Here is a 26400-nt window from a genome sequence, read left to right on the forward strand (position 1 = left end):
GTTCGAGCCGGGGACGCCGGGGGAGTCCAGGTCGATGCCGGTGATGTCGCCGGGGGCGGCGGTGCCGATGCCCGGGGCCAGGTAGATGACGCCGTTGCTGTCGTTGGCGCCGGTCGCGGAGGCGACTAGGTCGGCCTTGCCGTCGCCGTCGGTGTCGCCGGCGCACACGCCGTCGATGCCGCCGTAATGGGGTCCGCCCAAGCTGAGCCGGGGCGGGGTCTTGGTGCTCGCGACCACTTGCCGGCCGGTACCGGGGCCTGCCGGCGTGGAGAGCCGGGCGGTGAGGGTGACGGCTGTGCGGTACGCGTCGAAGCCCGCCCCGATCAAGTCGTCCCGGCCGTCGCCGTTCACGTCGGCCGGGAGGCCGTCGAGGTGGCGCTCCGGCCCGCCCCGCGGCACCCGCTCGGCGAGCCGCGGCCCGTCCGGGCCGCCGCGCAGGACCTGGGTCTCCTCGAAGGTCGCGTCCCCGTCCCCCTCGGGGTGCACGGACACGTAGCGCAGGATCGCGTCGGCACGCTTGTCGCCGTCGAAGTCGCCGACGGTGACCCGGTCGGGGAAGGAACCCTCGGAGTGGCCGGTGCGCACCCGCGTGCTGCGGGCGGGTTTTCCGGCGCGGCTGAACGGGCCGTAGAGCACGGTGGGTTCGCCGTCCGCAGCGCCGCCGGCGACCTCGAAGAGGTCCGTCTTCCCGTCGTCGTTGAAGTCGCCGGTACGGAGCTCCTTGCCGGTGCCGTCGAGCGGTGTGCCCGGCGCAAGCCCGCGCGGCCCTCCCCAGGCGACGAAGCGTTCGGCGCGCGGCTGCCCGCGCACCGGTTCCGGCCCGTCGCCGACCAGGTCGGTGAAGCCGTCGGCGTTCAAGTCGGCCCGCAGTAGATGGTGGAAGCCGCGGTGCACGAGGCGGCGGGTGCGCAGGTCGAGCCCTTTGGCGGAGCCGTAGACGACGACCGTGCCGCGCCCGGTCGCGAGGGCCAGGTCGTCCTTGCCGTCACCGTTGAAGTCACCGGGGCGGGGCTGCGCGGCAGCCTTCCCCGCGGCCGGCCGGGCGCCGCCCGCCGGGGACCCGCCCGCACCACCGGAGTCGCAGGCGGCGACGAACAGCAGACAGCCGCAGGCCAGGGCGGCGGCGGTGCGTGCAGGTACGAGCATCAGCACTCCCGGGTCGGTCGTCGCGATCTTCGACACCTGACAGCACCGGATGGTTGTGATCCCCTGCCGTGGACATGCGAGCAGCCGGCTCCGTACGCGCGGAACCGGCTACTCACTTCCGGTACTTCAACGAAATCAACCTGCACATCACCCGGGTCCCGCTCGGCGACGGCATCCGCCTGTTCGACAGCCCTACCCGCTCCGCGACCTGGCCGCGGTGCAGATCGACGCCGTACTCGCCGCGGTGGTCACCTCGTGACATCGCGATAGCCCCTCCGAGCCGCAAGACGCCTGCGCCGTGGGCTCGCTGGGTGTCGACGGGCAGGCGTCAGGCCTGACCGGTCTCGATGCGGCTGATCCGGCCGTCGTCGGTGACCGTGAAATGCCAGCGGGTGTTCATCTCGCCCCAGGTGTCGTTGCGGTAGCGGACCGTCAGGTCCGTGCCGTCGCCGTTCTGCCGGTGGACGTCCATGTGTCCGTTGCTGGTGAAGATCTCGCGGTCAATCCATTCCTCCAGCTGCCGCGGCGTGCCGTCGTCGGTGAGCTCGGCGTCAGGGGAGAGGAGGGCCATGAAGGCGTCGCGGTCACCGCGGTTGACGGCCTCGACCAGCGCGCGTACGGCGGGATTGTGGGGAGCGGAGGACATGGCGGCCGCCTTTCCGTGTCGGTGGGCCTGGTTCAATCACAGGTGTGATCCTCGATCTACGCAAGCTGCGACATTTCTGGCGGTGGTGGAGGAGCTGAGCTTCACCCGAGCAGCCGCGAGACTGCATCTGAGCCAGCAGGCGCTGTCCACGTCGATCCAGGCGCTGGAGCGCGAGGTTAAGCGGGCGCCGTCGCCGGACCGTCCAGAGCGGTGTGCGGCGTCCAAAGGCATTGGTGAAACGTCATTCAGTCAATCGTGTGGCCACCATTGACCGTCACCCGCTCCCCGGTGATGAAGCCAGCCCCCTCTGACGCAAGGAACGCCACGGTGCTCGCGACGTCGTCAGGACTGCCTATCCGGCTCAGAGGCACGTCGGTCACGTAGGCATCCAGGTCGCCGGCCGAGACGTCGGCGTGCCGCTCGACCGGGATCCAGCCGGGAGCCACGAGGTTCACCGTGATGCCGAACGGGCCGAGCTCGCGCGCCCAGCACCGAGTGAGCCCGAACCGGGCACCCTTGGCGGCGACGTAGGCGGACATGCCCGGTAGGGCGCGTTCGAAGATGTCGGAGCCGATCTGGACGACCCGGCCGCGGCGCCGCGCCTTCATCCCGGGAAGGACCTCCTGGAGCAGCAGCGTCGGGCTCTTGACGAAGAAGTGCAGTTGGTCCAGGTGCGCTTGCCAGGTGAGATCCTCGATGGCGGTGGCCGGTTGAGGTCCCGTCGCGTTGACGACCAGCACCTCGACAGGGCCGAGTCGGCGGGTGACTTCGGCGACCAAGCTGTTCGTCGCGTCTTCATCGGTGACATCGGCCGCGAACGCCTCGGCTGTCCCGCTCGCAGCACGGATGTCTTCCACCACCTGGCGCGCTCTCTCGGCGTCGGACCGATAGCAGACCGCCACCGGCCAGCCATCACTCCCCAGCCTCCGCGCGATAGCCGCACCCAAACCACGCGACGCTCCGGTGACGAGCGCGATGCCGCGCCGGACCTCCATGCGAACCTCCTCTGCCGTCGGACGGTCGAAGCGAACAGACGCCGCCTCAGCACGGTCAACGCTCCCCGCGCATGCGTTGCTCCAGCTGTACCCGCACCGAGCGGCCACCGGTCCGGGCGCGTACACGATCGCGGTCACGGGCGGCAGCGTAACCGTGGCCACTACCACCACGGTTCCGGCGGGGCGCCTGGAGACACACCCAGCAGGCGGGACCTCATCCCGACCCGTGCGGCTTGATGAGTAGGGTCGTTGGCGTGCGTGATGTGCGGGTGGTTCTGATCGGTGGGACGTCGAACGTCGGGAAGTCGACAGTTGCCCAAGTGCTGGCGGAGAAGCTCGGGTTCGAGTGCCAGAGCACTGACCGGTTGGCCCGGCACCCGGGGCGCCCCTGGAGAACCCCTGAGTCGGAGGTGCCGGCGCATGTCGCCGAGCACTACAAATCACTTACGGTCGACGAACTGATCACGTCTGTTCTCGGCCACTACGATCGGCTGTGGCCCCGCATCGAAGAGCTGATCACGGCCCATGCGGCCGAGGACCGCGGCAGGACGGGCCTGGTCCGTGAGGGGTCGGCACTCTGGCCCGTCCGCGTCGCGAGGTTGCAGGTTCCGCACACGGCCGCCGTGTGGCTCACCACCGACGACGCCGTAGTACGTGCCCGCGTACACGCCGCGGGCGGCTATGAAGCAGCCACAGGCCAGGAACAGATCCTGATGGACAAGTTCCTGGCCCGCACCGAGCGCTACCAGACACTCATGATCGATGCCATCGACAGGTTCGGCCTGGAGCGCATTGACGCGGGTGGCGGACAGTCCGCCGCAGAATTGGCTGACACCGTGCTCGCGGCAGCCGACGCGCAGACCGCAGTGGCATAGCGGTAGCGTCCCGCGCATGGCGAGCGAGGACGCGTTGCAGGATCAGCCCCACCGGGTGGTGGCGCGCGTCGGAGGCACGGTGCGGCGCCCTGCCCAGCCCTGGACACCGACAGTCCACGCCTTGCTCAAGCATCTGGAAGCGGTGGGTTTTCCCTACGCGCCCCGGCCGCTGGGGTTTGATGATCAGGGTCGGGAGGTGCTCACCTTCATCAACGGTGAGTCCGGACCGCAGAGCTGGGCCAAGGTGGTGGACGATCAGGGACTGTCCGCCTACGCCCGGCTGCTGCGCGAGTTCCACGATGCGACCGCAGACTTCACGCCGCCGGACGACGCGGCCTGGGCCGACGGCCCCATCGCACCCGGCGAGGGCCAGGTGATCTGCCACGGCGACTTCGGTCCGTGGAACGTGGTCTGGCAGGGCAACCGCCCCGTAGGAATCATCGACTGGGACTTCGCCCGGCCGGGGGCGCGGATGCACGATGTGGCCTACGCCCTGCAATACGTCACCCCGTTTCGGGATGACGCCGAGTGCCTGCGCTGGTTGCGCTATCCAGCACCCCCCGACCGACGCCGACGTCTGGAGCAGTTCTGCACGGCCTACGGCCTCACGACAACCGCGGGTGTCGTGGATGCCGTGATCGACAGGCAACAGGAAACCATCGACCTCGTGCGCAGACTGGCATCCCAGGGGCATGAGCCCCAGACCACCTGGGTGCGTGAAGGCCTACTGGAGGAACTCGGCCGACGACTCGCGTGGAGCCGCTCGAACCGCCGGCTGGTCGCTTAACGGTCCATGTCTGCCTCCCCGCTGCCGGCGGCATTCGCACGCCGATCGTCGTCTGGGACGAGCATGCGGCGCGTAGCGCGAAGCCTCTGGGAATCGATGCCACCCGGTGGCGGCGGGCGTGGGACGCGTCGTTCCCGGAACGGGCGGTGGCTGCGCTGGGCGATCTGCCGCAGACGGTGCGCATGCTGGCGCTACGGTGCGGCCTGGGGCCGGATGACGAGGCGCTGGCCGCGGCCAGCGAGGCACGGCTGTCCGCTCAACGGGAGCTCCCTCACTGATCCGCACATGACTGATCCGCGCACGAGCGAGGGCGCCGGTCCGCTTCAGGGTGCCGTCGGGCCGCGGTAATGCGAGGTCATCAACCGCCCTCCACGGGACCGAGTTTGCCCGGGGTCGACATCGTGGCGATCAGCCGGCCGGTGCCATGCCCGGCTCCGTGATCTCCTCAAGCGAGCGCCCGCGGGTCTCAGGGGCGAAGGTCGCGGAGGCGGCGAGTACGACGTACATCGCGGCGAGCAGGGTGAAGACGGCGGCGATGCCGCCGGTGGCGAAGACGGGGACGGCGAGCAGGGGCATCACCGCGCCGGAGACGTTGCCGATGCCGTTGACCACCGAGGTGCCCAGGGCCCGTACCCGCGTTGGGTAGAGCTCCGGGGACCAGGCGGCCAGGGTGGTGTTGACCAGCAGGGCGAAGAACTGGAAGGTGGCGCCGAGGAGAAGGGTCAGGACGGTGCCGTGGGCGAAGAGCGCGAACGCTACGGCGGCCGCGCAGCCCAGCACCGCCGCGGATATCACGACCGCCTTGCGCGGCGCCCGTCTACCTCCCGGAGTACGTCGCCCGCGAGTTCGGCTTCTACGAGGACGAGGGCCTCGACTTCTCCCGCTCGGCCCCGGACGACTGGACCCGGGTGCTCACCGACCTCGACACCGGCGAGGCCACCGCGGCCCTGGGCGGGCTGTGGGTGCCGGCGATGTACCACGGGCGCGGGCGTGAGCTCATCGCGTTCGCGCAGCTCAACGGGGTCAACCCCAAGGGGCTCGTCACCCGGGAGCCGAGCGCGGGCTTCGGCCTCAAGGACCTCGAGGGGAAGGTCGTGCTGGCCCCCGGCGCGGGCGGCACCGCGCCGTACGTGCACACCGCGGGCCTGATGCGCCGCGCCGGCGTCGACATGTCCCAGGTGCGCTGGATCCGGGACCTCTCCGGGGCCATGCTCACCGAGATGTTCCTGAACGGGGCGGGTGACGCCCTGGTCACCGACGCCGTCAACGGCGCCTTCCTGCAGCGCGCGGGCACGGCGCACATCGCCTTCCGCCACGACGAGGCGGGCGGCGCGATGCCGAACAGCGTCTACTACACCTCGCGGGAGGTGCTCGACCGCGACGACAAGGTCGTCTGGCGCTTCTGCCGGGCGCTGCAGCGAGCGTACGACTGGCTGAAGGAGCACGAGGCCGCCCAGCTGACGGACCTGCTGAAGCGTGAATGGCCGCAGCTCGACACGGAGTTCCTCATCACGGTCGTTGACGGCCTGCGCGCCAGTGGCCTCTGGGACGACATCCGGGTCGACGAGCAGGGCTTCGCCGAGTGGATGCTGATCCTGGCCGAGGACGGGCTGATCGACGAGCCCATGCCGTACGCGGCACTGGTCGACCCCCGGCCGGCCGCGGAAGCCGCGGCGGTGGGTTCATGACCGGGCTGCTGGTGCTGAACCAGTCCGAGGTCCGCGACACCCTCGACATGGCGCAGGTCGTAGCCGTCGTCGAGGAGGCGCACGCGGCGCTGTCGTCCGGCGCCGCGGTGCAGCCGGAGCGTTCCGTCGCCGAGGTGCCCGGCACCTCCACGATGCTGGTGCCGATGCTCGCGGCGATCGGCCCGCAGTCCGCGGCCGGTCTCAAGCTGCTGGCCGACACCCCGGACAACAAGGCGCGTTCGCTGCCCACCCAGCAGTCGCTGATCCTCCTCGTCGACCCCGTCACCGGGACCGCCGAGGCGCTGCTGCACGGCGCGGCGATCACCCAGTTCCGTACCGCGGCCGCCTCGGCGGTGGCCACCCGGCACCTGGCCAACGCCTGGGCGCCGGCGCGGACTCTGGGCCTCGTAGGGGCCGGTAATCAGGCGCGTACGCACCTGGCGGCCATCCGCTGCGTACGGGACGTGGATCGGGTCGTGGTGTGGAGCCGCAGCCCGGAGACGGTCGAGGCGTTCCGCGAGCACGCGCGGGAGCATGCGGCGGGTGTGGAGGTGGTGGTCGGCGACTCGCCGGAAGAAGTGGTGCGCAGCGCGGACATCGTGTGCACGCTCACGCCGTCCCACACGCCGCTGGTGCGCGGGGAATGGTTCCGGCCGGGACAGCACATCAACGCCGTCGGGGCGCCGCCGCGGCCCGATCACCGCGAGATCGACACCGAGGGGATCGTGCGCAGCCGGGTCGTGGTCGACAGCTACGACACGGCCCTCGCCGAGTCGGGCGACGTGCTGATCCCGGTGGCCGAAGGGGCCATCACCGCCGAGCACTTCCGCACCGAGCTGGGCGATGTGATCACCGGCACGGCTCCTGGCCGGCGGCAGGCGAGCGACATCACCCTCTACAACTCGGTCGGCGTCGGCATCCAGGACATGGCCACCGCCCGCCTGGTGGTCGACATCGCCCGGCGCAAGGGCCTCGGAACCGAGCTGCAGCTGTCCTGAGCCCCGCCCCCCGAACGTGCTGCCCGCCGCTCGCCGGGATCGAGCCGGCGGGCAGCACCAACCCCCTGCGGAGGAACCGTGAAAGTCCTCGTCGTCAACGTGAACACCACCACCTCCATGACCGACGCCATGGCCGCCCGCGCCCGGCAGGCAGCCGCGCCGGGCACCGAGATCGAGGCGCTGACACCGTACTTCGGCCCCGCCTCGGTGGAGGGCAACATGGAGAGCCACCTTTCCGCGGTCGCCGTCATGGACCGGGTGCTGGCCCACCCCGGCCCGTACGACGCCGTCATCCAGGCCGGCTTCGGCGAACACGGCCGCGAGGGCCTGCAGGAGCTGCTCGCGGTCCCCGTGGTCGACATCACCGAGGCCGCCGCCCACCTGGCGATGCTGCTGGGCCGCACTTACTCCGTGATCACCACCCTCGACCGGGCCGTCCCCCAGATCGAGGACCGCCTCGCGCTGGCCGGCCTGCTCGCCCGCTGCGCCTCGGTCCGCGCCAGCGGCCTGCCCGTCCTGGACCTCGAGCGGAACCCCGACCGCGCGGTGAAAGAGATCGCGGAACAAGCTGCCCGCGCGGTCCGCGACGATAGGGCCGAGGTGATCGTGCTCGGCTGCGGCGGCATGGCCGGACTGGAGGAAGCCGTACGCGAACGGGCCGGGGTGCCGGTCGTGGACGGGGTGGCGGCCGCGGTGAAGCTCGCGGAGTCCCTGACGGGCCTCGGCCTGACCACCAGCAAGATCCGCACTTACGCGGAACCGCGGCCGAAGCAGATCATCGCCTGGCCGCTGAGTGAGCATCTCGGGATGCGGCCGCCGGGGGACAGCGTCTCTCCCGGGATGGGAGAACCCGCCCCCGTGGCCGGGGACGGGTAAACGCATGGCTCCGGTGGCCCCCCTCCCATGGTGGTCGGATCTGCATTGGACTGGCAGGCAGCAGGCCGTGCTTTCACGAGGACACTGGGAGCACCCGTCCAGCCCACCCCGCGGCTTGGCCATCGCAACATCTCTCAGGGTCAGGTGTTGCGACGAGATCGTTCCGCAGGACCTGCGGCGTTCGCCGTGCCGTCACCCGGTGACGTGCACGAGCCTGTGCTCCTGAGCGCACACCGGACCGGTCCCCGGCGGCCCGGCGTCAGCCGAGGACGGTGCCCGTGGATGCGGCCGGCCGGCGGCGGCGTGAGAACGCACCGAGGTCGATGGTCTGGCCGGTGTGCTCGCAGGTGTGCGCGAGCGCACTGCGGTCGTGGTCGTGCCCGCCTTCGACACCCTGGATCAGGGTGGTCATGAGGCGGCCCACCAGCGGGGCGTTCTTGAACTGATTGCCGCTGGTGCCGATGGCCACGTAGAAGCCGGCAAGTTCGGTTCGGTCGTATACGGGGGTCCAGTCGTCGGTCACGTCGTACACGCCTGCCACACCCCGGGGCTTGTTGGGAATGCGCAGGCCGGGCAGTCGGCGAGCCGCCCGCGTCACCTGCGTCCTGAACTGCGACACGGTCGGATGGGGGCTCCCGTCGTCCGGATCATCGAGCCATTCCAGCGGGTCGCACTCGGGTTCCGTGCCGCCGACGAGCAGGAACTCCCTGCCCTCCGGCCGTATATATGTGCCGAGGTCCATATCGGCCAGCACCGGTGCGTGCCCGTCGCCTGCGGCATCGTGGTATCCGGCGGGCGCCGCTACGTGGTGCACCTCCTGGCGAAGCGGCCGCAGACCGACGGTGAAGTCGCCGCCCACTTCGGCGAGCCGATTCAGCCGGCCCGACCATGGGCCGGCCGCGTTGACGACCACCCCGGCGGACAGTTCGGTTCCCTCCTCGAGGCGCACCCCGCGCACGCGTCCACCGCGCCGCATTACCGCGGTGACCTCGGTCTTCCAGCGGAACGCGGCTCCGTGCCGCTGGGCGGCCGCAGCAAGGTTGCGCGCGGCGAGTTGCGGGTCGTCGACAAAGCCCCCGTCGGGTGTGTGGAGAGCACCGAGCCGAGCGGACGCGTCGGCGAAGAACTCGTCGTCATCCACGGGACGGGGCGGGAAATACCGGCCGGCGTCCACAGCGGGCAATCGCTCCGACAGCTCCTGCGCATTCCATTTCTCGTACGGGACACCGGCCTTGTCGAAGTGGCGCGTGAACAGGCTGCAGGGTGCGAAGTCCACGTCCAGCAGGGTGACGCCGCAGCGGTTGAACGCTGCGAGGGGTTCACCGGCGGGTGCTTGAAGATGGTGGCGCCATGCTTCCCAGCAGTGACGGGACTCCCACGCGGCATTGACGCCCGCGATCGTGGGATACGTAAAGCGGACCACGGCGCTCGAGGCGCTGGTGGAGCCGTTGCCCGCGCCGCCGAACTTGTCGACCACGACCACCCGCAGACCGCTCCGCGCCAGTTCGAGCGCGATGGAGCATCCGATGACCCCGGCCCCGACGACGACTACATCTGTGCTCTCAGCCATGTTCCAACCCACGTTCTTTCTCGCCGGATCAGACGGTTCCTGCGGCGGCGCGGCGGGTCGCCACTCCGCCGTTGTCGCGCATGTGCGCCGATGCTCAGCGGTGAGGACCGAAGGCCGCTCAACGTTCCCGACGTGATCGTGGAGCGGGTCGGCCCTTGCTCATGCGCAAGATCAAGGTGACCGCGTCCTCCGAGCGGGTTCCCGGAGTGAGGACTTCCTGCAGGAGAAGGCCGCGAATCGCGGCAACGGTGACGGTGGCCACCTCCCGCGCTTCCTTCGCGTCGAGCCCTTCGCGTTCCGCGAGTGAGGACAGCATCACGGTCAGGTCGTCGATCGACTCCACGAACTCACGGAAGTCCTCGGGGGCGTACGCGGCCAGTCCGGCGACGTAGAAGAAGCCGCGGGCGCGCGACAGCTGCTCCGGCCGGGTGTAGGTACGCCAGATCGCCCCGACGAAATCGTCGAAGGTGCCCTGCTGGGCGGCCTCCAAGAGTGCCTCGTTGTCGCGGGATCGCTGGGTCGTGAGCATGGCGGCCAGGACCCCCGGGAGCGACCCGAAGTGGTAGCGCAGCAGGGCGTGGCTGCTCTCGATTCGGGCGGCGATCTCACGGAGCGACATCTCCGGCGGGGGAAGGGCCTCGCCGAAGGCGTCGAGGAGTCGTGCCAGGAGTCGTTCGCGCGCGCTGCCGTTGCGTTGCGAGGTTGACAGGATCACTCCCGCAGTTTATCCATTGGAAAAGATGGTTCGCAACGGCGGAGGAACGACGATGGGACCTGCTCATGTGGTGGGCGCGACGGTCATCGACGGATCGGGGCGCGAACCCGGCAACCTCGACGTCACGATCGAGAACGGCCGCATCACCGGGCTCGGTGCCGCCGGCGCGTACGGCGAGCGTCTCGATGCGGAGGGACTGACGATGACGCCGGGCTTGATCGACGCCCACGTCCACCTGGGCGTGTCCAGCCCGATCCAGCCGCACTTCTCGTTTCAGATCAGCGCCGCCGAGATCGCGGCGGACATATTCGCCACGGCCGGCGCGACGCTCGACGCCGGTTTCACCACGGTTCGCGACACCGGCGGGATCGACGGCGGTGTCGTCACCGCGATCGCGAAGGGCAAGGTCAGAGGGCCGCGCGTGTTGTCGTGCGGACCTGTTCAGTGCCAGATCGGCGGGCACGGCTACTACGGAGCCGCATGGGAACCCACCGAGCTGTGGAGCAGCCACCACATTCCGGGCCTGTGCGCCCTGTCGATGATGGCGGGCAACGCGGACGAGCTGCGGCACAACGTCCGCGAAGCCTTCCGTCGCGGCGCCTCCTTTCTGAAGCTCTGCGTGACCGGCGGAGTGGTGGGCGCACATGATCAACTGACCGACACCCAGTTCACCGTCGAAGAGATTGCTGTGGCGTTTCAAGAAGCCGCGGCACGGAACACCTATGTGACAGTCCACGCCCACAACAACGAGGGCATACGCAATGCGATCGAGGCCGGGGCCCGCTGTGTCGAGCACGGCACCAGCCTCGACGAATCCACCGCGACCCTGATGGCCGCCCGCGAGGTTGCCCTCGTGCCCACGTTCGCTGTCGTCGAGCAACTGCTGCACGACACCGCCGGAGCCGGTCTCGCCGAATCGATCCGCGACCGGGCCAAGGGCGTACGCGAGCAGATGACCAAGGCGCTCGCTGCCGCCAAGCACGCCGGAGTGCGGATCGGGCTGGGTTCCGATCTCATCGGCCCGGACCAGGACCGGCGCGGCAGAGAACTCAGCCTGCGTGCAGCCCTCGAGACGCCGATGGAAGCGCTCGTGGCAGCGACCCGGACCAACGCCGAGATCCTCGGCCTGTCCGGCTAGGTGGGTGTCATCACTCCCGGCGCGCAGGCAGACCTCGTCCTGTGGAACGGCAACCCGCTCGAAGACCCAGAACTGTTCTCCGGCCCCACCAACGCCGTCCTCGTCATCCAGGCCGGCGAAATCGTAAAGGACCTCAGATGAGCACCATGTGGCAGGGCTGCCTCCCCCACACCGACTATTTCGAGATGCGCTCCAGCGGTGGGCACGACTACGGCGTCTGGGTCACCACGCCACCGAACTACGACCCTGCCACGGCGCCGGCGCCTGTCGTGTACGTGCTCGACGGCAACTGGGCCCTGGGCTTGACCGCCCCACTCATCATCACGCAACTGGACCCCATGCAGTCGATTCAGCCCTACATCCAAGTCAGCGTGGGTTACGCGGGCGAGGAAGCAGAGCAGTGGGAGCGGTTGCGCAACCGCGACCTCGTACCCCCCGGCGAACCCATCGCGAAGGAGTACATCGATGCGGTGGAGATGGCGATCGAAACGGGCAAGATGACGCGCGGGCAAGCCGACGGCTACCTCGCCGAATTGAGCGACAGCCGCGCGGATTTGTTCCTGAACTTTCTTACCGACGACCTGCATCCGCGGATCGAACGCGACTGCGGCACGGCCCGGACCGGTCACGGCCTCTTCGGCTACTCCTACGGCGGACTCTTCAGTCTCTACGCCTGGCTCACCAACAGCACCTTCTTCGAGAGCATCGGCGCGGGCAGCCCCGGCATCGTCAATACGGACAGTCAGGTCTTCGCTCGTCTTGAAGCACTGGGCGACACCCTGCCTGACGCCAAGCTCCACGTGACCTTCAACGAGCGAGAGATCCTCGGCGACCTGGCGGTCTACCAGAATCTCGCGAAGAACGCGGCCTCGTTCCTTCACCGTCTCACCTCGCGCAACGGATCCGTCACCAGCGCACTCATGCACGAAACGCATGTGACCGGCCTACAGGCATCGTTCCTCAGCTACCTCAGGACCTGCCGTGCCCAGTGAGCCTGGACGCCGTAGCTCTCCTTCCGCCCAATGTGAGTCGGCTTCTCTGGAGGTGCTCGGGTGGCCGAGCGTGACATCGTCAGCACGACGCCCCCTGCCGTGGGCATCGCCGAAGTACTCAGGCGACGGCTGCCCGCCGGCCGGGTGGTAACTGATCCGGACATCGTCGCCGGTCTCTCCCACGACCAGGCGGTGTGGGCGCCGGTTGGCCGAGCGGTGGCCGTCGTGCGCGCCAAGAGCACCGCCGAGGTCCAGATCGTTGTTCGTGCGTGCCTGGAGCAAGGAGTCCCGCTGGTTGCACGCGGCGCCGGTACTGGGCTGTCGGGAGGCGCCAATGCCGTCGAAGGAGGCGTGATCCTCGCGCTGGACGGTATGGATCGGGTGCTGGAGGTCGACGAGCTGGAGCGCCTCGCCGTCGTGCAGCCCGGTGTGGTGAACGACGACCTGCGCGCCCATGTAGCGGCGCTCGACCTGTGGTACCCGCCTGACCCCGCTAGTTCGCCCTGGTCGACGATCGGAGGAAATGTCGCGACGAACGCCGGCGGGGTGTGCTGCGTCAAGTACGGCGTCACTCGCGACTATGTCCTCGCTTTGGAGGTCGTGACCGGCACGGGCGAGGTGGTCCGGCTCGGGCGCCGTACGTCGAAGGGGGTCGCCGGCTATGACCTTGTGGGCCTCATGGTGGGTGCCGAGGGCACTCTTGGTGTCGTCACCGAGATCACGGTCCGGCTGCGACCCCTGCCGCCGGTCGGCGTGACCGCCGTTGGCTACTTCGACAGCGTCGGGCAGGCCGGTGACGCGGTGCGTGCGACGGCTGCCGCCGGGCTACGGCCGGCCGCGCTGGAACTCGTCGACCGGCACTGTCTGCGCGCGGTCGACGCCTGGAAGAACATGGGCCTCTCCGCCGAGGCGGACGTGGTCCTCCTGGCCCGTTTCGACGATGAGGGCCGCGCCGCCGAGGAGGGCGCCCGCCGGATCGTCGACTGCTTCCGCGGGGCCGGCTCGACGTGGGCGGACCGGTCGGAGACAGCGGAAGAGGCCGAGATGCTCTTCGCGGCCCGCCGGCTGGCCTTCCCCGCGCTCGAACGGCTGGGGCCGGTACTTACGGAGGACGTCTGTGTGCCCATCGGGGCGGTGGCGGAGATGCTGGCCCGCATCGACCGGACCGCGGAGAAACACCGGATCACCATCGCCAACATCGCGCACGTCGGCGACGGCAACCTGCATCCGCTGCTGGTGACGGAACACGGTGACGCGGCGGCTCAGGTCCGGGCCCGTGCGGCGTTCGACGACATCATCGCGGACGCCCTTGACCTGGGTGGCACGGTGACCGGTGAGCACGGTGTGGGACTGCTCAAGCGGCCCGGCCTAACCCGTGAACTCGCCCCGGCCGTCCTGGAGATGCATCGCGAGGTGAAGCGTGCTCTCGATCCGGCCGGGATTCTCAACCCCGGCAAAGTTTTTGGGCCTGCATGATCCGTTGGCCAAGTACGGGCTCCAGCTTCAGGGCCATCGCATGGGGCCAGTCTGCGGTTGCAAAGCCAGGATCTCCCAATCGCCATGTCGACGGCGACCACCGCCCTGCCAATTGAGATGTCGTCTCGGGCTGTCTCGCGCACCACCAGACGCGGCGTGAAGAGCACAGCGTCCTGCCGCAGCCGGGCCAGGAGGAGGCCGAACTGCTGACCACTTCGCCGCTGTGGATGGCAGATCGATCAGACGAAGCGGGGGAAGAGGATAAGGGCGTTGTCGTGTTCGACGCCGCGGAGCTGTTCGCTGGTGAGGTCCTCGAAGGAAGTGAGGTTGTCGCTCCCGGCGAGCGCGGTTTTGTAGTACAGGCCCCGCAGCACCGTCGCCACGTGCTCGGGGTCGATCTCCGCGTCCTCGGGATCGCGTCCCATGACGGTGTGCTCGCCGATCCGCCAGGCCAGGGTGGGCAGATGCTCCGGCGGCAGTCCACCGTTCTCCGCCCGCCACCGGTACCCGGTCTTGCGGCCGATGTACTCCGCCTCGATCTCCAGCCGCCGCTTACGACCTCGTCTCGCCATCACACACCCCATCATGATCAAGGAGTGTTGCGACAAGCCTTAGAACCCAAGGTCCGGTTTGGGAGCCGGTAGCGAGCCTTCGGTGCCTGGAATGTCAGTGAGTTTTGAGGCCACCCCGAGCGGACGGAAGCCGAGAGATTTGAGCGGATCGCCGCCGCGGGGCCTGCCAGACTGCTCCGCATGGATGTTCGTCTCGAGCCCTGGTCGGAGCCTGCGCTCGCCCTCCTCCGGAGGATCAACACCCCGGAGATGCGCCGTCACGTCGGCGGAACGGAATCCGAAGGCGAGCTGCTTGCCCGTCACCGCCGCTACCTCGCCATGCCTGCGGATGGCGCCGGCTGCATGTTTGCCGTGCTGCTCGGCGACGAGATGGTCGGCAGCATCGCTTATCACCAGCGCGACTGGCAGGGCGATCGGATCTACGAAACGGGCTGGAACGTCCTGCCGTCCCACCAGGGCAAGGGCATCGCTGCAGCCGCCGGCACCGCCCTGATCGACATCGTGCGTGAAGAGGCAAGGACGCCCGGTGCCCCGTGCGGCCTGCACGCGTTCCCCTCGGTAGACAACGCGCCGTCGAATGCCCTGTGCCGCCGCCTCGGGTTCAGCCTCGTAGGCACCTGCGATTTCGAGTACCCGCGTGGCAGCGGCATCTTGATGCGCAGCAATGACTGGCGCCTCAAGGTTGGCGCTGGCCCCTGACCGGGCCAGGACCGCGAAGTGGCCTACCCGCCGAGCGAGTTGCCGGTGCACGGCTCGCCGTTCTTCGCCCGGCACTTGAAGCACCGGCCGCGCCGCCGGAGGGCCATGCAGCGCACAGTGGCCGCCCCTGGGTGCGGTCGCTTGGGGGCGCCGTCCTTCTCGCCCTGACCGCCGCGGCGGCGTAGGCGCGGATGGCCCACCGGCGAGTCCGGGACGTGAGGTCGTCGATGCGGGGGAGGGGGCTTAGGTGTCCATCGGCCGGCAGACAGCGGAACAAGCCATGTCCGGATGGGCGGAGCGCGTGTGAGGTAGGAGGGGGGCGGTGCGCCGACCAGGCCTTCGGCGGGGCGTCGAACCCCACGGCGCCTTGAGGGCGTGATCCGAGTGCCGGTCGAGGACGACCCGACAGCCTGAGGTGCGCCAACCGCCCCGGGCCCTACTGCGTGATCTGTCGCGTCGGATGGCCGAGAGGCTGCTTGCGCAGCCGCGAGGGTTGATCTTGCCCTTGTGTGGCCGGGGCCGGAGGGCTGTACTGGTAGCCGACGCCCCCGGAGAAGCCGCTGAGCGCAAACCCGGGCGCCTGTGATCGCCAGCTTCCGGCCCATTCGCCTCGCTGTCTACAGCACCACGGCACCGCCGAAACGCCGAGACGACCCCGTCGCTTCACCTCGCCGACACCAGCCGTACGAACCTGACCTGCCACTTCGAGGTCCCAAGGCAACCGATCGCCGCCTGTGCGCCGGGTGCCTTGGCCCTGCGCGGCCACACCACGGATGTCCACGCCACGGATGAAGGGGACGGCATGGCCCACGACCCGCTGCTGCAACCCGAATGCTGGCTGCTCTTCGCCCTCGCATGGCCGGAGGCCACGCGTGCCGCCACCGGCACGTGGGCCGTCGCCCTGGTCCCCGCGGTGGTCCCGCGCCGGATCGTCAGCCGCGGTGCCGGCGTCGCCCTGGACCTGGCCCAAGCCGCCGCCCGCGCCCCGGGGTCAAGCAGGGCCGTGTTCCTCTCCGACATCACGCTCTGGCTCAACAGCGAAGGCAAGACCTGGAGCGACCTGGGAATCGACCACCACGCAGTTACGCACGAACTCGCCCGGGCCCGCGTCCCGTTGCTGCGCCTCACCCTGACCCGCACCACCTACGCGCTCATGTGCGATGCCGGTCGCGGCGGACGGCGCCAGCGCCACCCCGGCGGCCGCACCAGGCGTGTCACCGCGAACAACGCCACCGCACGACAGCGCCGGCAGGCGCACACCCACCTCGCCCGCCTCCTGGCCGCTCACTGGCCGACCTACATCCAAGACGTGATCGACCGCGGCATGCTCCGGGCAGCGTAGGCCGCGCTCACTGAACCTGGTTGCTGCTCACGCCAACTGACCAGAACCGAGCAGCACTCGCTACAGCTGATAAACCGCACCCTCCGGCGAGGACCCTGCCGTGTGCTGGTCATTCGTCCTGAAACTGCCTGGCTTTGTTCGCGAGCTCCGAGCGCAGGCACACATTCCGTGAGGACGATCACTTGGCCGCGTCTGCGGTTTCGCGTGACAGGAATTCGCGAGCCCCGCGCACCCTGGTGCGGAGACTGTGCTGGGTCCGACTGCTGTCCAGACGCACGTCCAGCGGTCCAGGGACGCCTGCGTCTGCCCGTCGCCCCGCAGGCAGAGTGGCTGGGTCGAGGCCATCGCGGTGAGCGATCAGGAGGCCGAGTTCGTGGCGGCTGACCGCGTCCGGCCCTGCGATGTGACGGATTCCCGCGTGATCTGAGGACGCGAGTTCCAGAATCGCTGCGGCGAGATCGGACACATGCACAGGGCAACGAACATCGTCGGTGAACAGGGCCCCATCACGGCGCCCATCGGACAACTCATGTACCAACGTCTCGTGCTCGGAATTCCCATTGCCGATGATCAGCGACGTTCGGGCGATGACGGCTGCGGGGGCCAGCAGACGGATCGCCGTCTCTGCTGCGGCCTTTGCAGCACCGTAGGGCGTGATCGGGTCTGGCGTAGCGGCTTCGCTGTAGTAGACCTGGGCTCCGGAGAAGACAGCATCGCTGGACACGTGTACCAGCCGTGCTCCCCGTCCGGCTGCGGCCATCGCTACCCGGATGGCGCCCTCCGCCGTTGCCGCCCAATCGGCTTTCCGGGACGCCGCATTGATCACAACACGTGGGTTCACTGCGTTATGCACCGGGGCGATCTCCTCCGGATTGCGGAGGTCAAGTGGCAGCCACTTGACCCCGGAGAGGTGGCCGCGGTTCCGCACGAAAGTCGCAGCAACGGTGTGCCCGGAAGCTGTCGCCTGTCGAACCAGTTCCCCGCCGAGGAAGCCGCTGGCGCCGATGATGAGCAAGGTCATGGCCCGACACACTATGTCGAGAAGGGCCGACCAGCAGAGGGCTGGCGGCCGGCGGAGGGCGGTGATGTCATGGCAAGCACCTCGGTCCACCCGCGGGGGCTTGCAGCAAACCCAGCAGGGCCTCCCGAAACCCGAGTGACCGAGGCCCAGGTGCTTCCTAGGATCAGTTCCTGTGCAAACCCGCCCCATTTTCATCACCGACGATGCGATCGCAGATACGGTCGCTGCTCACTGGCTGCCCGAAGTCGTAGAAGTCGAGTACCTGCCCTGGGGATTCGGTGCGCACCACTGGCGAGTGACCGGTGGTGGCACGACGCTGTTCGGCACACTTGATCAGCTGGCGCCCCGGCACACCGCCGCCTCGCTCGAGGCCGCTTATGCGGGAGCTGCCGCTCTGGCCGACGATGGCCTGAACATGGTGTGTGCGCCGCTGCCCTCGCGGGACGGGCGTTTCACCGTTGATGCCGGGGCGGGTGTGCTCAGCACGACGCCGTGGCTGGACGGGCGGTCTCCGACGGAGGCAGAGGCACGTAAGCCCCGGCACGTCCGCGAGGTCATCGACGCGCTGACCACGTTGCATCGCGCCGCACCGCCGGACACGCTGCCGAGCTGGACTCCACGGATCGGCCCGGAGTTCGCCGATGACCTACGCGCTCGCACCAACCGGCCCTGGAGGTCCGGCCCGCTGGGGGAGAGCGCAAGGACGGTGCTCGCCGCACGCCATGACGTGATCAAGAGTTGGATCAGCCGGTATCTGGAGCTGGCCGGCGTCGCGTTCGATCACCGGGATCGATGGGTGCCGACTCATGGCGAGCCACACGGCGCCAACCAGGTGATGGGGGCTTGCGGACTGAAGTTGGTCGACTGGGAATCACTGGCCCTCGCGCCACGCGAGCGGGACTACGTCGACCTGTTCGAGGCCGCCGCGGACCACAGCGTGGCCCTCGACCCGGCGATGATCGAGCTATTCGCACTGGATTGGCGCCTCTCCGAAATCGCTGAGTACGCGCGCTGGTTCGCCGCTCCACATACCGGCACCGACGACGATCACACCGCACTGGAAGATCTGTACGCGGAACTGGAAGTAGCTGACTCCGGCAGCGATGAGTGAGGGGGGGCGTCGCAGGCCGTGGTCTCCAATGCCAGCAGGGCACGCCTACGCCAACTTGTACATCTCCGCCGGGTGGTCCTTCCGGCGCCCGGCGGCGTTGGTGACCGTCGACATCGACTACCCGGGCCTACCTCGGCATCCCCTGACCCCCGTGCTCCGCCTACCGGCACCGCCGGGCTCGCAGGACTGTCCTGGTCGGTGTGAGGGCCGGTGCACAGGCAGATCAGCTGCGCGCGTTCACGACGTAACCGGGGGACGCCGCCGCCAGGGCCGCGATCTGATACGACTTGATCGCTGCTCCGCTCTCCGCCGTGGTTGGCGAAGTGGGGCCAGCCGAGTTCTCCTTGGAGAATTCTCGTGCGACGTGTACGGGCGCGGCTTCGGCGGCGTCCAGGGCAGTCAGAAGATGAGCAGTTGGAGGGGGGAGAGCGTGGGGGATTGGTTCCAGACGATCGTCGTCACCGATGCAACGCCGGGGGAGGCGCAGCAGTTGGCGGATAACGTCCTCGGCTGGCTGATCGCGGATGGCATCGTCTCGGCTGAGCGCACGGACTGTGTTCTGGGCTCTGAGCTCGGGCATCCGCCCGGGCCGCGTTATGCCGCCGCCGTTGAGGATGCGGACCCCGAATTGGTGAAGCTGTGGAGCAACGGCCTGGACATCGCGGTGGGGCGTACGGTCTTCGATACCGGTCAGGGCGAGCCCGAGGCCGTCACGTGCCCGCACTGCGCGGCTGAAGTGCGCCTCGTCGACGAGGGCTGGCAGCTGATCGACGAGAAGTGGGACCACTTCAGGGATGCTGTGCACTCCTGGCCCGAGGGTGAGGAGGAGCCTGTCGCGTGCGTGTCCTGCGGCCGGTCAGCTGCGGTGCATGTGTGGCAGTGGGCCGACGACTGCTTTGTCTTCGGTCATCTGGGCTTCACGTTTTGGAACTGGCCCACGCTCCGCCCCGGGTTCGTCACGGACGTCGCCCATCGGCTGGGTGATCACCGTATCGTCCTGCTCGAAGGGAAGTTGTGAGCGCCCTTCTTGCCTCCGGGCTCTTGAGGGCCTCGGCTTCCCCGAGTTAGTCCTGTGCCGCTTCGGTGAAGAGTTCGGGTGGCGCCTGCAGGTCGTGGGCGCGGAACAGGATGGCGTGCTCGACGCCCATGGCCTTGCCGCTCATCGCGGTGAACTTCGGGATGAAGTCCGCGGGTGCGGGGTGGCCCGGGTGACTATGTCTGCGAGTTCGGGAGGCGTCTGTCGGTGACCACGGGAGGCAGGGGTTGACCGAGTGTGGTGGTGTCGCTTTGTTTTGACGGAGGCTGGGGGCTTGCGGTGGGACGCTGTGTGTGCTCGTGCCACTGGGGGGCTCCATGCGGGTACCGAAGACGAAGATCGAGCTCTATGCCGCGATCCGCCGGGACTACCAGACCGGTGACGTCTCAATGCGGGCCCTGGAGCACAGGTATGGGGTGACCTGGAGGACTGTCCGGAAGGCTCTTGATTCACGGTGGCCGGAGCCGCGGAAGGAACATCGCCCTCGCACGACCCGGCTGGATCCGTACAAGCCGGTGATCGACGTCATCCTGCAGGCAGATCTTGATGCCCCGCCCAAGCAGCGCCACACCGTGAAGCGGATCTTCGAGCGGCTGGTGGACGAGCACGACGCTGCGGAGATCTCGTATCAGATGGTTCGTGGCTACGTGGCGGTACGGCGTCGGCAGATCCGCCTGTTATACGACCGCGGGGCGGAGGTAGCGTTCATTCCGCAGGCCCATATTCCGGGTGCCGAGGCAGAGGTGGACTTCGGCGAGGTTCAGGTATTGCTGGACGGAAAGGCGGCACGCTGCTATCTGTTCTCTTTCCGCTTGTCATATTCAGGTAAGGCCGTGCACCGTGTGTTCGCCTCCTGCGGTCAGGAGGCGTTCTTCGAGGGGCATGTCCATGCCCTCACCGCCATCGGCGGTGTTCCGCGCTCTCGGGTTCGCTATGACAACCTAAAGGCCGCCGTCGCCAGCGTGACGGGGTTGGGCCGCATGCGGGTGGAGGCGGAACGTTGGACGGCATTCCGATCGCATTGGGGTCTCGAACCCTTCTATTGCTTGCCTGGCGTCAAGGGCGCCCACGAGAAGGGCGGGGTGGAGGGCGATATCGGCCGCTTCCGCCGTAACCATTTCGTGCCGATACCGCGCGTCGCATCGCTCGCTGAGCTGAACACTCTGGTCGATGAATGGGATGCCACCGACGAGCTGCGGCGCATCGGCTCCCGCACCCATTCCGTGGGCGAATACTTCCGTATGGAGCAAGAGCGGCTGCGGCCGTTGCCGACCGAGCCGTTCGAGACGGGTCGGTGGTTCACACCGCGTGTCGACCGCTACAGCCAGATCACGGTCCGCACCAACCACTATTCAGTTCCCGTGCGCCTTATCGGTCTCAAAGTACGAGTCCTGCTGCACGCCAACGATCTGATCGTCTACGAGGGCCGCCGTGAGGTCGCCTGCCATGAGCGGCTGAGCACCAAGGGTGGATCCTGCCTGGTGTTGGACCACTATCTCGAAGTGCTGTTACGTAAGCCCGGCGCTTTCCCTGGCTCGACCGCGCTGGAGCAGGCCAAAGCGGCCGGCCGCTTCACCCCCATGCACGAGAACTGGTGGGCAGCCGCGCGGGCTGCCCACGGCGAAGCCGAGGGCACCCGCGCGCTGATCGAGGTCCTGCTACTGAGCCGGCACTTACCCCACGACCACGTCGTGAACGGGCTCGCGGCCGCCTTCCGCTCGGGCGCCTTGACCGCGGACGCGGTGGCACTCGAGGCCCGCAAAGCCGCTGAGACCGACAAGGACCGCGCACCGTCGCCCCCAAGCCGCCGGGCCGCACTAGGCCGCCGGAGGAGCACGCGAGCATCACCTTCCTGGACGACTGGCGGCTGGCCCACCTGCCGGCAGACACCCGCCCCCCGCCCTCGATGGCCGCCTATGACCAACTGCTGAAGAGACCGACACGTCCCCCCAACCGGAAAGAAGAATCATGAATGCTCGCAAGCGCGGCCTCACCGAAGAAGCCGCGACCACTGCCATCGACCAGTCCTGCCGCCTGCTGCGACTACCCACAATTCGCGCCCAGTTCCCCGAACTCGCAGCTGGCGCCGCCCGCGAGCAAATGTCCTACAAGGGATTCCTCGCCGAACTGTTAATGGCCGAGTGCGACGACCGAGCCCGACGCCGTTCCGAACGTCGGATCAAAGCAGCTGCATTCCCCCGAGACAAGTCTATCCGCGCCTTCGACTTCGACGCCAACGACAGCATCGACGCCCCCGTCATTCACACGCTCGCCACCTGCGAATGGGTAAAGAAGGGCGAACCACTGTGCCTCATAGGCGATTCCGGGACCGGAAAGTCGCACCTGTTGATAGCCCTGGGAACCGAAGCCGCCATGCTCGGATTTCGAGTTCGCTACACACTCGCGACCAAACTCGTCAACGAACTAGTCGAGGCCGCGGACGAAAAGCAGCTCACCAAGACGATAGCGCGCTTCGGTCGTGTCGATCTGCTATGTATCGACGAGTTAGGGTACATGGAACTCGATCGTCGAGGAGCCGAGTTACTGTTCCAAGTTCTCACCGAGCGCGAGGAAAAGAACAGCGTCGCAATCGCATCCAACGAATCATTCGGGGCGTGGACCAAGACGTTCACCGATCCCCGACTTTGCGCCGCGATCGTCGACCGATTGACGTTCAACGGAACCATCATTCAGACAGGCACCCAGTCCTACCGGCTGGCCCACACCAAGAATAAATCTAAGACCGCCGCCACGACGGCCGACTGATCCTCAGCGCACCACCCGAGTGCTCAGAGCCGGAGGCTCGCCGGACGCCGATACTGGCCGCTCTGTTTGCCTGTTCCGCGCTGTCAGCGCAACAGAGTGAGGTCCAGCGCTCACCACGTCCTGGCTCTACCATGGCGAGTACTCGGCGTCCGGCTAGCACGCCTCCGCGCTCCTTAGCGTGCGCCGCTCACGACAAGCAATACTCCGTCCAGGTTCAGCATCCCGCCAACCCTGATGCCCATGTTGTACTGCCCGTGAATTTCTGAATGTCCTCCTCTGAGGAAGAGGCACCAGGTGTCGGTAAGCCACGTGTTGGTCTGTACCTGGTTGGTGTACACCGCAGGCTTCCTTCTGCTCGCCCCCCATTCCACCGGAAGCGTCGAGATGGTGAACCAGTAGGGGAATTCCTGAGTTGCTGTTACCTGGCCCCTTGTTTCCAGGTATTTAGTGTCGTTCCAATCGTAGATGCGGTACTGGGCCCTATCGGCGTTGTCTGGGCTTTCCCAGCCCTCCGCAAGTTCGAGGTCGTGCCACGCGTACGGGTCTTCCTGGGTGGCTCCACTGGGGGTGGGGATGTTGGCTGCTTGGGTCATCGCGCCCCGCCAATCCACGCTTCGTGAAACGTTCGCGTCCACCATTCGCACCTTCGGCGCCTACTATTCCCTCATTCTTCGACCTTCAAGGACGTACGCCCACTCCGCTCCTCGTTGTGCGCCGGGCACCCACCAACATCTGGCGCGCAACTGTCCGTTGCCTAGGCATGGAACGCGTGCCAGCTCAAACCCTGGCGTTGGAGCGAAATTTTCCGCTCGAAGACTCGCACTCTTCGATTCGGTCGGGTGGTGACAAAGGCAGCAGGCCCTCGACAAATGCGCCCGGCTGAGTACTGACCATGGCGGCGCCGCAGCCGGTGTGATGCTCAGCGGGTCGCGCCGACCTCTTTGAGACGGTCGCGATAGTTCTGTGGGAGACGGCCGGTCTTGTCCGGGCCCACGTTCAGAAGGTAGAGGCCGTTGCCCGCCTTGGCTTTGGCCAGTGAGGTGGTGATGTCCTCGACCGAGCGCGGCGAGCCAGTGGATGTGGTGTTGAACCAGGTGTCGTTGACGTCCATCGTGTCAGCGACGTCGACCGGTCGCTCCTCATCCGCCGGGGGCCGGCCCTCGTGCGGGACCTCGTAGACGATGACGTCCGTGGTCTGCTGGGTGCGGAGGTGATCGTTGTTGGCCACCACGGTGCGGGGCGAGAGCTTGCGGATCATGTCGCGGACCGGCCGGTAGGGGATCTGCGCGTACGGGACCCGCCAGCCCCAGCCGTCGAACCACAGGTAGTCGACGGGGCCGTACTGCGTGAGCAGCTCGCGCAGCTGGCTTTGGACGAGTTTCTGGGAGTCGCCATGGTGCCGATCCCAGATGGAGAAGTAGAAGCCCACCTTGAGGCCGGCCTCGTGCATGGCGTCCACATACTCCCGGACAATGTCGCCCTTTCCGTCTCGGTACGGGCTTGCCGCGATGTCGTAGTCGGAGTGCTTGCTGTTCCATAGCGCGAAGCCGTCGTGGTGCTTGACAGTGAGGACACCGAAGGTCATCCCCGCGTCCTTCATGGCCTGTGCCCATTCCCGCGGGGCGCGGTGTGACGGGTTGAAATGGGCGGGAGAGGCAGTCGGTTCCGCCCACTGTTCGTTCTGGTAGGTCGACATATTGAAGTGCACGAACATGCCGAACGGGTTGCCCTGCACCCAGCGTCGCGCGGCCGGGGACGGGCTGATGGACTCGTCGCCGAAGGTCTGCACCTCCGCCAGCGAGAGGTAGTCGGTGCCTTCCAACTGGATTCGCAGATAGCGGGCCGAGCGGTCGAGTGGGAGCTCGACGAAGGGGCCGGAGAGGGAGGCAACGCGGGTGGCGGTGACGCCCGGCCGGTTACGGGCTTGAGCCAGGCTGCGGGCCGTGATCGGCGAATCGGAGGCGAGCACCCAGAAGTTCGACAACCGCTCGGCGTTGGAGTCCGTACGGTTATGGATGACCACCCTGCTGAGCTTCTTCGAAGCCCCCAGGTCGGTCTGCCAGTAGGGCTCAGCTTCGCGGTCGGTGTGGGTGACCGATGCCTCGCTCCAGGTCCCGTTGCGGTTGGCGTCGGTGGCCCGGGTCGCAGCGCCGCCAAAGGCGGTGCTGCTTTGGGACGCCGGGGTGTTGAACGCATAGTTGCGCGGCTCGCTACCGGGCGGACGCCCGTCCCGGGCGGATGCCTCGGTGGCACCGAGGCATCCGCACGCCAGCAGTACCGGTGCCGCGAAGGCAGAGATGAACGAGGTAACCGCGAAGCGCATTCGTCTATCCGCCATCCAGGTAAAATGCAGAAGATTAGTAGCGGGAAGATATTGTTTTGAGCGTAGCTGAATCCGAGTACGGTCGGACGCTGCGACACTCGTCCATGACATCCGAATAGGCGTGGCCCGTCTAATGGCAGGACCTTGCGTCAGCTCACCCGAGCCCAAGGTCAACCCGTAACCCGTCGCGGTGGCAGCTCGGGCACACTGCACATGCCAATTGGCCATCCGGCGGAGTTGCGGCAGATCTTGGCAAGCCGACCCAGACACCACGCGCTCGCACACCTGAGCGACGTCCAATTTCTTCGACATCGATCACGCCCGTCGCGCCCCGGCGCCTCCCGAAATCGGCGACAAACGCCTCCGCATCAGACGAACATAGCCACCCGGGAGCGCTGCCAGGTACGCGGCGTGCGCCTCGAGCGAGGCGACGCCGCAGCGCAGCGGCTCACCGCTGACGTCGACACCGTGGGTCGCGCCGGAGCCGGCGAGACCGGGGACGATGTACCAGCGCACCGAGTGCGGTTGGAGACCTTCGTCGTCGACCTGTTCCGGGAAGACCCACCGGTTGCCCGCGTCGCGCACCGCGTCGAGCGTGGCGAGCCCGGCCGCCCGGTGGTCGGCCTGGTCGAAGCCGTAGGGCGTCTCGATCTCGTAGCCGGCGCCGAGTACGACGTCGGGCTTGAACCGGCGGATCTCGCGGCAGATGTCCCGGCGCAGGTCGAGGCCGTAAACGAGCACGCCGTCCGGATGCTTGAGGACGGTCAGGTGCTTGACGCCGACGACGGCGCAGGCGGCCCGCTGCTCGGCGACGCGCAGGCGCGCCGTCTCCTCGGGAGGGTTCGGCATGCCGGCCTCGCCCCGGGTGAGCAGGAGATAACCGACTTCGATGCCGCGCACGGTCCAGCGCGCGACGGCCGCGGACGTGCCGTACTCCATGTCGTCGGGGTGCGCGACAACGCAGAGCACGCGCTGGAAGGACTCCTCGGGAAGGGCTGGCAATGTCATGCTGGCCATCCTTCCGCGTTCATATCCCGCCCGTCGGTCATTCTCGTAGGCCGCGTGAGCCCGTCTCCCGAGTCGGCGTCCGTCGGATCACCGCTCCACCTGGCCGGGCGTGATCTTCACGTCTCCGTGGGCTCCTGATCGTTGTGTTCTTGCTCCTGCGCCCAGGTGGACGCCCATTCGTCGAGCGGACGGAGGGCATCACGGAGTGCTGTCCCCAGCTGGGTGAGCTCGTAGCCATCGGCCGAGGGGGCGATGATCCCGCTGGATGTGAGTTCGCGGATCCGCTGGTAGAGGACGCTGGATGACAGCCCTTCGCACCGTGCCAGCAGCGCGCGGGCACCGAGCGGACCCGCACGCAGTTCCCAGAGAATGCGCAGCGCCCACCGACGGCCGAACAGATCCAGCGCGGCCATGAGGGGACGGCCGGTCGTCGATCCGCGAACCGGTGTTCCTGGGCGCGGTGTCGGCATGGCCTTCTCCTTGCGTTTCGTTATTCGAAACACTAGCATCCGCCCGGTGTTTCTGATTCCGAAACGGACTCGACGGGAGAGCTGATGTCACGGATAGCCCTGCTGGTACCGCCGTGCACCGACCAGGCCGGCACACTGCAAGCGCGCACG

Annotated in this window: 26 protein-coding genes and 1 pseudogene; 15 read left to right on the forward strand and 12 right to left on the reverse strand. The window is 68.0% G+C overall.

Annotated elements, in window-relative coordinates:
* Both G5C51_RS12750 and G5C51_RS12755 read right to left on the reverse strand, forming a co-directional pair.
* A partial coding sequence (locus G5C51_RS12750; protein WP_165236574.1) for an FG-GAP repeat domain-containing protein occupies window positions 1-1146 on the reverse strand: 1146 nt, incomplete at its 3' end.
* Window positions 1147-1474: 328 nt separating this feature from the next.
* Window positions 1475-1792: a nuclear transport factor 2 family protein gene (locus G5C51_RS12755; protein ID WP_165236576.1), complete on the reverse strand. Its 318-nt coding sequence runs from the start codon at window positions 1790-1792 to the stop codon at window positions 1475-1477.
* Between G5C51_RS12755 and G5C51_RS42995 the strand changes: the two genes are divergently transcribed.
* Window positions 1791-2063 carry a LysR family transcriptional regulator gene (locus G5C51_RS42995; RefSeq protein WP_165236578.1) on the forward strand — a complete coding sequence of 91 codons (273 nt, stop codon included), beginning with the start codon at window positions 1791-1793 and terminating at the stop codon, window positions 2061-2063. The genes G5C51_RS12755 and G5C51_RS42995 overlap by 2 nt on opposite strands.
* Here the strand turns inward: G5C51_RS42995 and G5C51_RS12765 are convergent.
* Complete coding sequence (locus tag G5C51_RS12765) at window positions 2038-2925, reverse strand: SDR family oxidoreductase (protein WP_206313759.1); 888 nt, start codon at window positions 2923-2925, stop codon at window positions 2038-2040. The two genes, G5C51_RS42995 and G5C51_RS12765, sit on opposite strands and share 26 nt — an antisense overlap.
* A 131-nt stretch (window positions 2926-3056) precedes the next feature.
* Here G5C51_RS12765 and G5C51_RS12770 point away from each other — a divergent pair, with 131 nt between their 5' ends.
* The gene (locus G5C51_RS12770; RefSeq protein ID WP_165236634.1) at window positions 3057-3662 is read left to right on the forward strand and encodes a hypothetical protein; all 606 of its coding nucleotides are present in this window, start codon (window positions 3057-3059) and stop codon (window positions 3660-3662) included.
* Window positions 3663-3678: 16 nt separating this feature from the next.
* On the forward strand, window positions 3679-4449 hold the full coding sequence (locus tag G5C51_RS12775) for a phosphotransferase enzyme family protein (protein WP_165236580.1): 771 nt from the start codon (window positions 3679-3681) through the stop codon (window positions 4447-4449).
* Window positions 4450-4857: 408 nt separating this feature from the next.
* Here G5C51_RS12775 and G5C51_RS12780 read toward each other — a convergent pair whose 3' ends face one another.
* Window positions 4858-5244 carry an MFS transporter gene (locus tag G5C51_RS12780; RefSeq protein ID WP_165236582.1) on the reverse strand — a complete coding sequence of 129 codons (387 nt, stop codon included), beginning with the start codon at window positions 5242-5244 and terminating at the stop codon, window positions 4858-4860.
* Between G5C51_RS12780 and G5C51_RS12785 the strand changes: the two genes are divergently transcribed.
* The 3 genes from G5C51_RS12785 (at window position 5238) to G5C51_RS12795 (ending at window position 8011) form a co-directional block, all read left to right on the forward strand.
* Window positions 5238-6137, forward strand: coding sequence for an ABC transporter substrate-binding protein (locus G5C51_RS12785; RefSeq protein WP_165236636.1), 900 nt, complete (start codon window positions 5238-5240; stop codon window positions 6135-6137). The two genes, G5C51_RS12780 and G5C51_RS12785, sit on opposite strands and share 7 nt — an antisense overlap.
* Window positions 6134-7135, forward strand: coding sequence for an ornithine cyclodeaminase family protein (locus G5C51_RS12790; RefSeq protein ID WP_165236584.1), 1002 nt, complete (start codon window positions 6134-6136; stop codon window positions 7133-7135). The genes G5C51_RS12785 and G5C51_RS12790 overlap by 4 nt, the downstream gene beginning before the upstream one ends.
* A 78-nt stretch (window positions 7136-7213) precedes the next feature.
* Window positions 7214-8011: an aspartate/glutamate racemase family protein gene (locus G5C51_RS12795; RefSeq protein ID WP_338118113.1), complete on the forward strand. Its 798-nt coding sequence runs from the start codon at window positions 7214-7216 to the stop codon at window positions 8009-8011.
* A 259-nt stretch (window positions 8012-8270) separates the two neighbouring features.
* On the opposite strand, the gene G5C51_RS12800 is transcribed toward G5C51_RS12795, so the two are convergent.
* Window positions 8271-9581 carry an NAD(P)/FAD-dependent oxidoreductase gene (locus G5C51_RS12800; RefSeq protein ID WP_165236638.1) on the reverse strand — a complete coding sequence of 437 codons (1311 nt, stop codon included), beginning with the start codon at window positions 9579-9581 and terminating at the stop codon, window positions 8271-8273.
* 118 nt (window positions 9582-9699) lie between these two features.
* On the reverse strand, window positions 9700-10296 hold the full coding sequence (locus G5C51_RS12805; RefSeq protein WP_165236586.1) for a TetR/AcrR family transcriptional regulator: 597 nt from the start codon (window positions 10294-10296) through the stop codon (window positions 9700-9702).
* Between the two features lie 25 nt (window positions 10297-10321).
* Between G5C51_RS12805 and G5C51_RS12810 the strand changes: the two genes are divergently transcribed.
* The 3 genes from G5C51_RS12810 (at window position 10322) to G5C51_RS12820 (ending at window position 13902) form a co-directional block, all read left to right on the forward strand.
* Window positions 10322-11434 (forward strand): metal-dependent hydrolase family protein, encoded by a 1113-nt coding sequence (locus tag G5C51_RS12810; protein WP_240929599.1) that lies wholly within the window; start codon window positions 10322-10324, stop codon window positions 11432-11434.
* 137 nt (window positions 11435-11571) lie between these two features.
* Entirely contained in the window at window positions 11572-12426 is an 855-nt protein-coding gene (locus tag G5C51_RS12815; protein WP_165236588.1) for an alpha/beta hydrolase, read from the forward strand.
* Window positions 12427-12531: 105 nt separating this feature from the next.
* Window positions 12532-13902, forward strand: a complete 1371-nt coding sequence (locus tag G5C51_RS12820) for an FAD-linked oxidase C-terminal domain-containing protein (protein WP_165236640.1) — start codon at window positions 12532-12534, stop codon at window positions 13900-13902.
* Between the two features lie 239 nt (window positions 13903-14141).
* Here the strand turns inward: G5C51_RS12820 and G5C51_RS12825 are convergent, their stop codons facing one another.
* Entirely contained in the window at window positions 14142-14474 is a 333-nt protein-coding gene (locus tag G5C51_RS12825; RefSeq protein WP_165236572.1) for a hypothetical protein, read from the reverse strand.
* Window positions 14475-14654: 180 nt separating this feature from the next.
* On the opposite strand from G5C51_RS12825, the gene G5C51_RS12830 reads away from it, so the two are divergent.
* Window positions 14655-15173 carry a GNAT family N-acetyltransferase gene (locus G5C51_RS12830; RefSeq protein ID WP_165236590.1) on the forward strand — a complete coding sequence of 173 codons (519 nt, stop codon included), beginning with the start codon at window positions 14655-14657 and terminating at the stop codon, window positions 15171-15173.
* An 802-nt stretch (window positions 15174-15975) separates the two neighbouring features.
* Entirely contained in the window at window positions 15976-16515 is a 540-nt protein-coding gene (locus G5C51_RS12835; protein ID WP_165236592.1) for a hypothetical protein, read from the forward strand.
* Window positions 16516-16693: 178 nt separating this feature from the next.
* Here the strand turns inward: G5C51_RS12835 and G5C51_RS12840 are convergent, their stop codons facing one another.
* Complete coding sequence (locus G5C51_RS12840) at window positions 16694-17536, reverse strand: SDR family oxidoreductase (protein WP_165236594.1); 843 nt, start codon at window positions 17534-17536, stop codon at window positions 16694-16696.
* A gap of 172 nt (window positions 17537-17708) precedes the next feature.
* Between G5C51_RS12840 and G5C51_RS12845 the strand changes: the two genes are divergently transcribed.
* The 4 genes and pseudogenes from G5C51_RS12845 to istB all read left to right on the forward strand — a co-directional run bounded on the left by G5C51_RS12845 (window position 17709) and on the right by istB (window position 22449).
* Window positions 17709-18647 carry a phosphotransferase gene (locus G5C51_RS12845; RefSeq protein WP_165236596.1) on the forward strand — a complete coding sequence of 313 codons (939 nt, stop codon included), beginning with the start codon at window positions 17709-17711 and terminating at the stop codon, window positions 18645-18647.
* Between the two features lie 430 nt (window positions 18648-19077).
* Window positions 19078-19665 (forward strand): hypothetical protein, encoded by a 588-nt coding sequence (locus G5C51_RS12850; RefSeq protein WP_165236598.1) that lies wholly within the window; start codon window positions 19078-19080, stop codon window positions 19663-19665.
* A gap of 335 nt (window positions 19666-20000) precedes the next feature.
* Window positions 20001-21655 (forward strand): annotated as a pseudogene (gene istA, locus G5C51_RS12860) (IS21 family transposase).
* A complete protein-coding gene (gene istB / locus G5C51_RS12865; protein ID WP_206313761.1) occupies window positions 21652-22449 on the forward strand; it encodes an IS21-like element helper ATPase IstB in 798 nt (265 codons plus the stop codon). Before istA ends, istB begins: the two are co-directional and overlap by 4 nt.
* A gap of 173 nt (window positions 22450-22622) precedes the next feature.
* Here the strand turns inward: istB and G5C51_RS12870 are convergent, their stop codons facing one another.
* The 4 genes from G5C51_RS12870 to G5C51_RS12885 all read right to left on the reverse strand — a co-directional run bounded on the left by G5C51_RS12870 (window position 22623) and on the right by G5C51_RS12885 (window position 26193).
* Window positions 22623-23084: a hypothetical protein gene (locus G5C51_RS12870; RefSeq protein ID WP_165236600.1), complete on the reverse strand. Its 462-nt coding sequence runs from the start codon at window positions 23082-23084 to the stop codon at window positions 22623-22625.
* A 284-nt stretch (window positions 23085-23368) separates the two neighbouring features.
* Window positions 23369-24772 carry an alpha-L-fucosidase gene (locus G5C51_RS12875; protein ID WP_165236602.1) on the reverse strand — a complete coding sequence of 468 codons (1404 nt, stop codon included), beginning with the start codon at window positions 24770-24772 and terminating at the stop codon, window positions 23369-23371.
* 315 nt (window positions 24773-25087) lie between these two features.
* The gene (locus G5C51_RS12880; protein ID WP_240929601.1) at window positions 25088-25780 is read right to left on the reverse strand and encodes a PIG-L deacetylase family protein; all 693 of its coding nucleotides are present in this window, start codon (window positions 25778-25780) and stop codon (window positions 25088-25090) included.
* 116 nt (window positions 25781-25896) lie between these two features.
* Window positions 25897-26193: a winged helix-turn-helix transcriptional regulator gene (locus tag G5C51_RS12885; protein ID WP_165236644.1), complete on the reverse strand. Its 297-nt coding sequence runs from the start codon at window positions 26191-26193 to the stop codon at window positions 25897-25899.
* Between the last annotated feature and the right edge of the window lie 207 nt (window positions 26194-26400).

It is taken from the genome of Streptomyces coryli, from assembly GCF_011044975.1.
GTDB classification, from domain to species: Bacteria; Actinomycetota; Actinomycetes; order Streptomycetales; family Streptomycetaceae; genus Streptomyces; species Streptomyces coryli.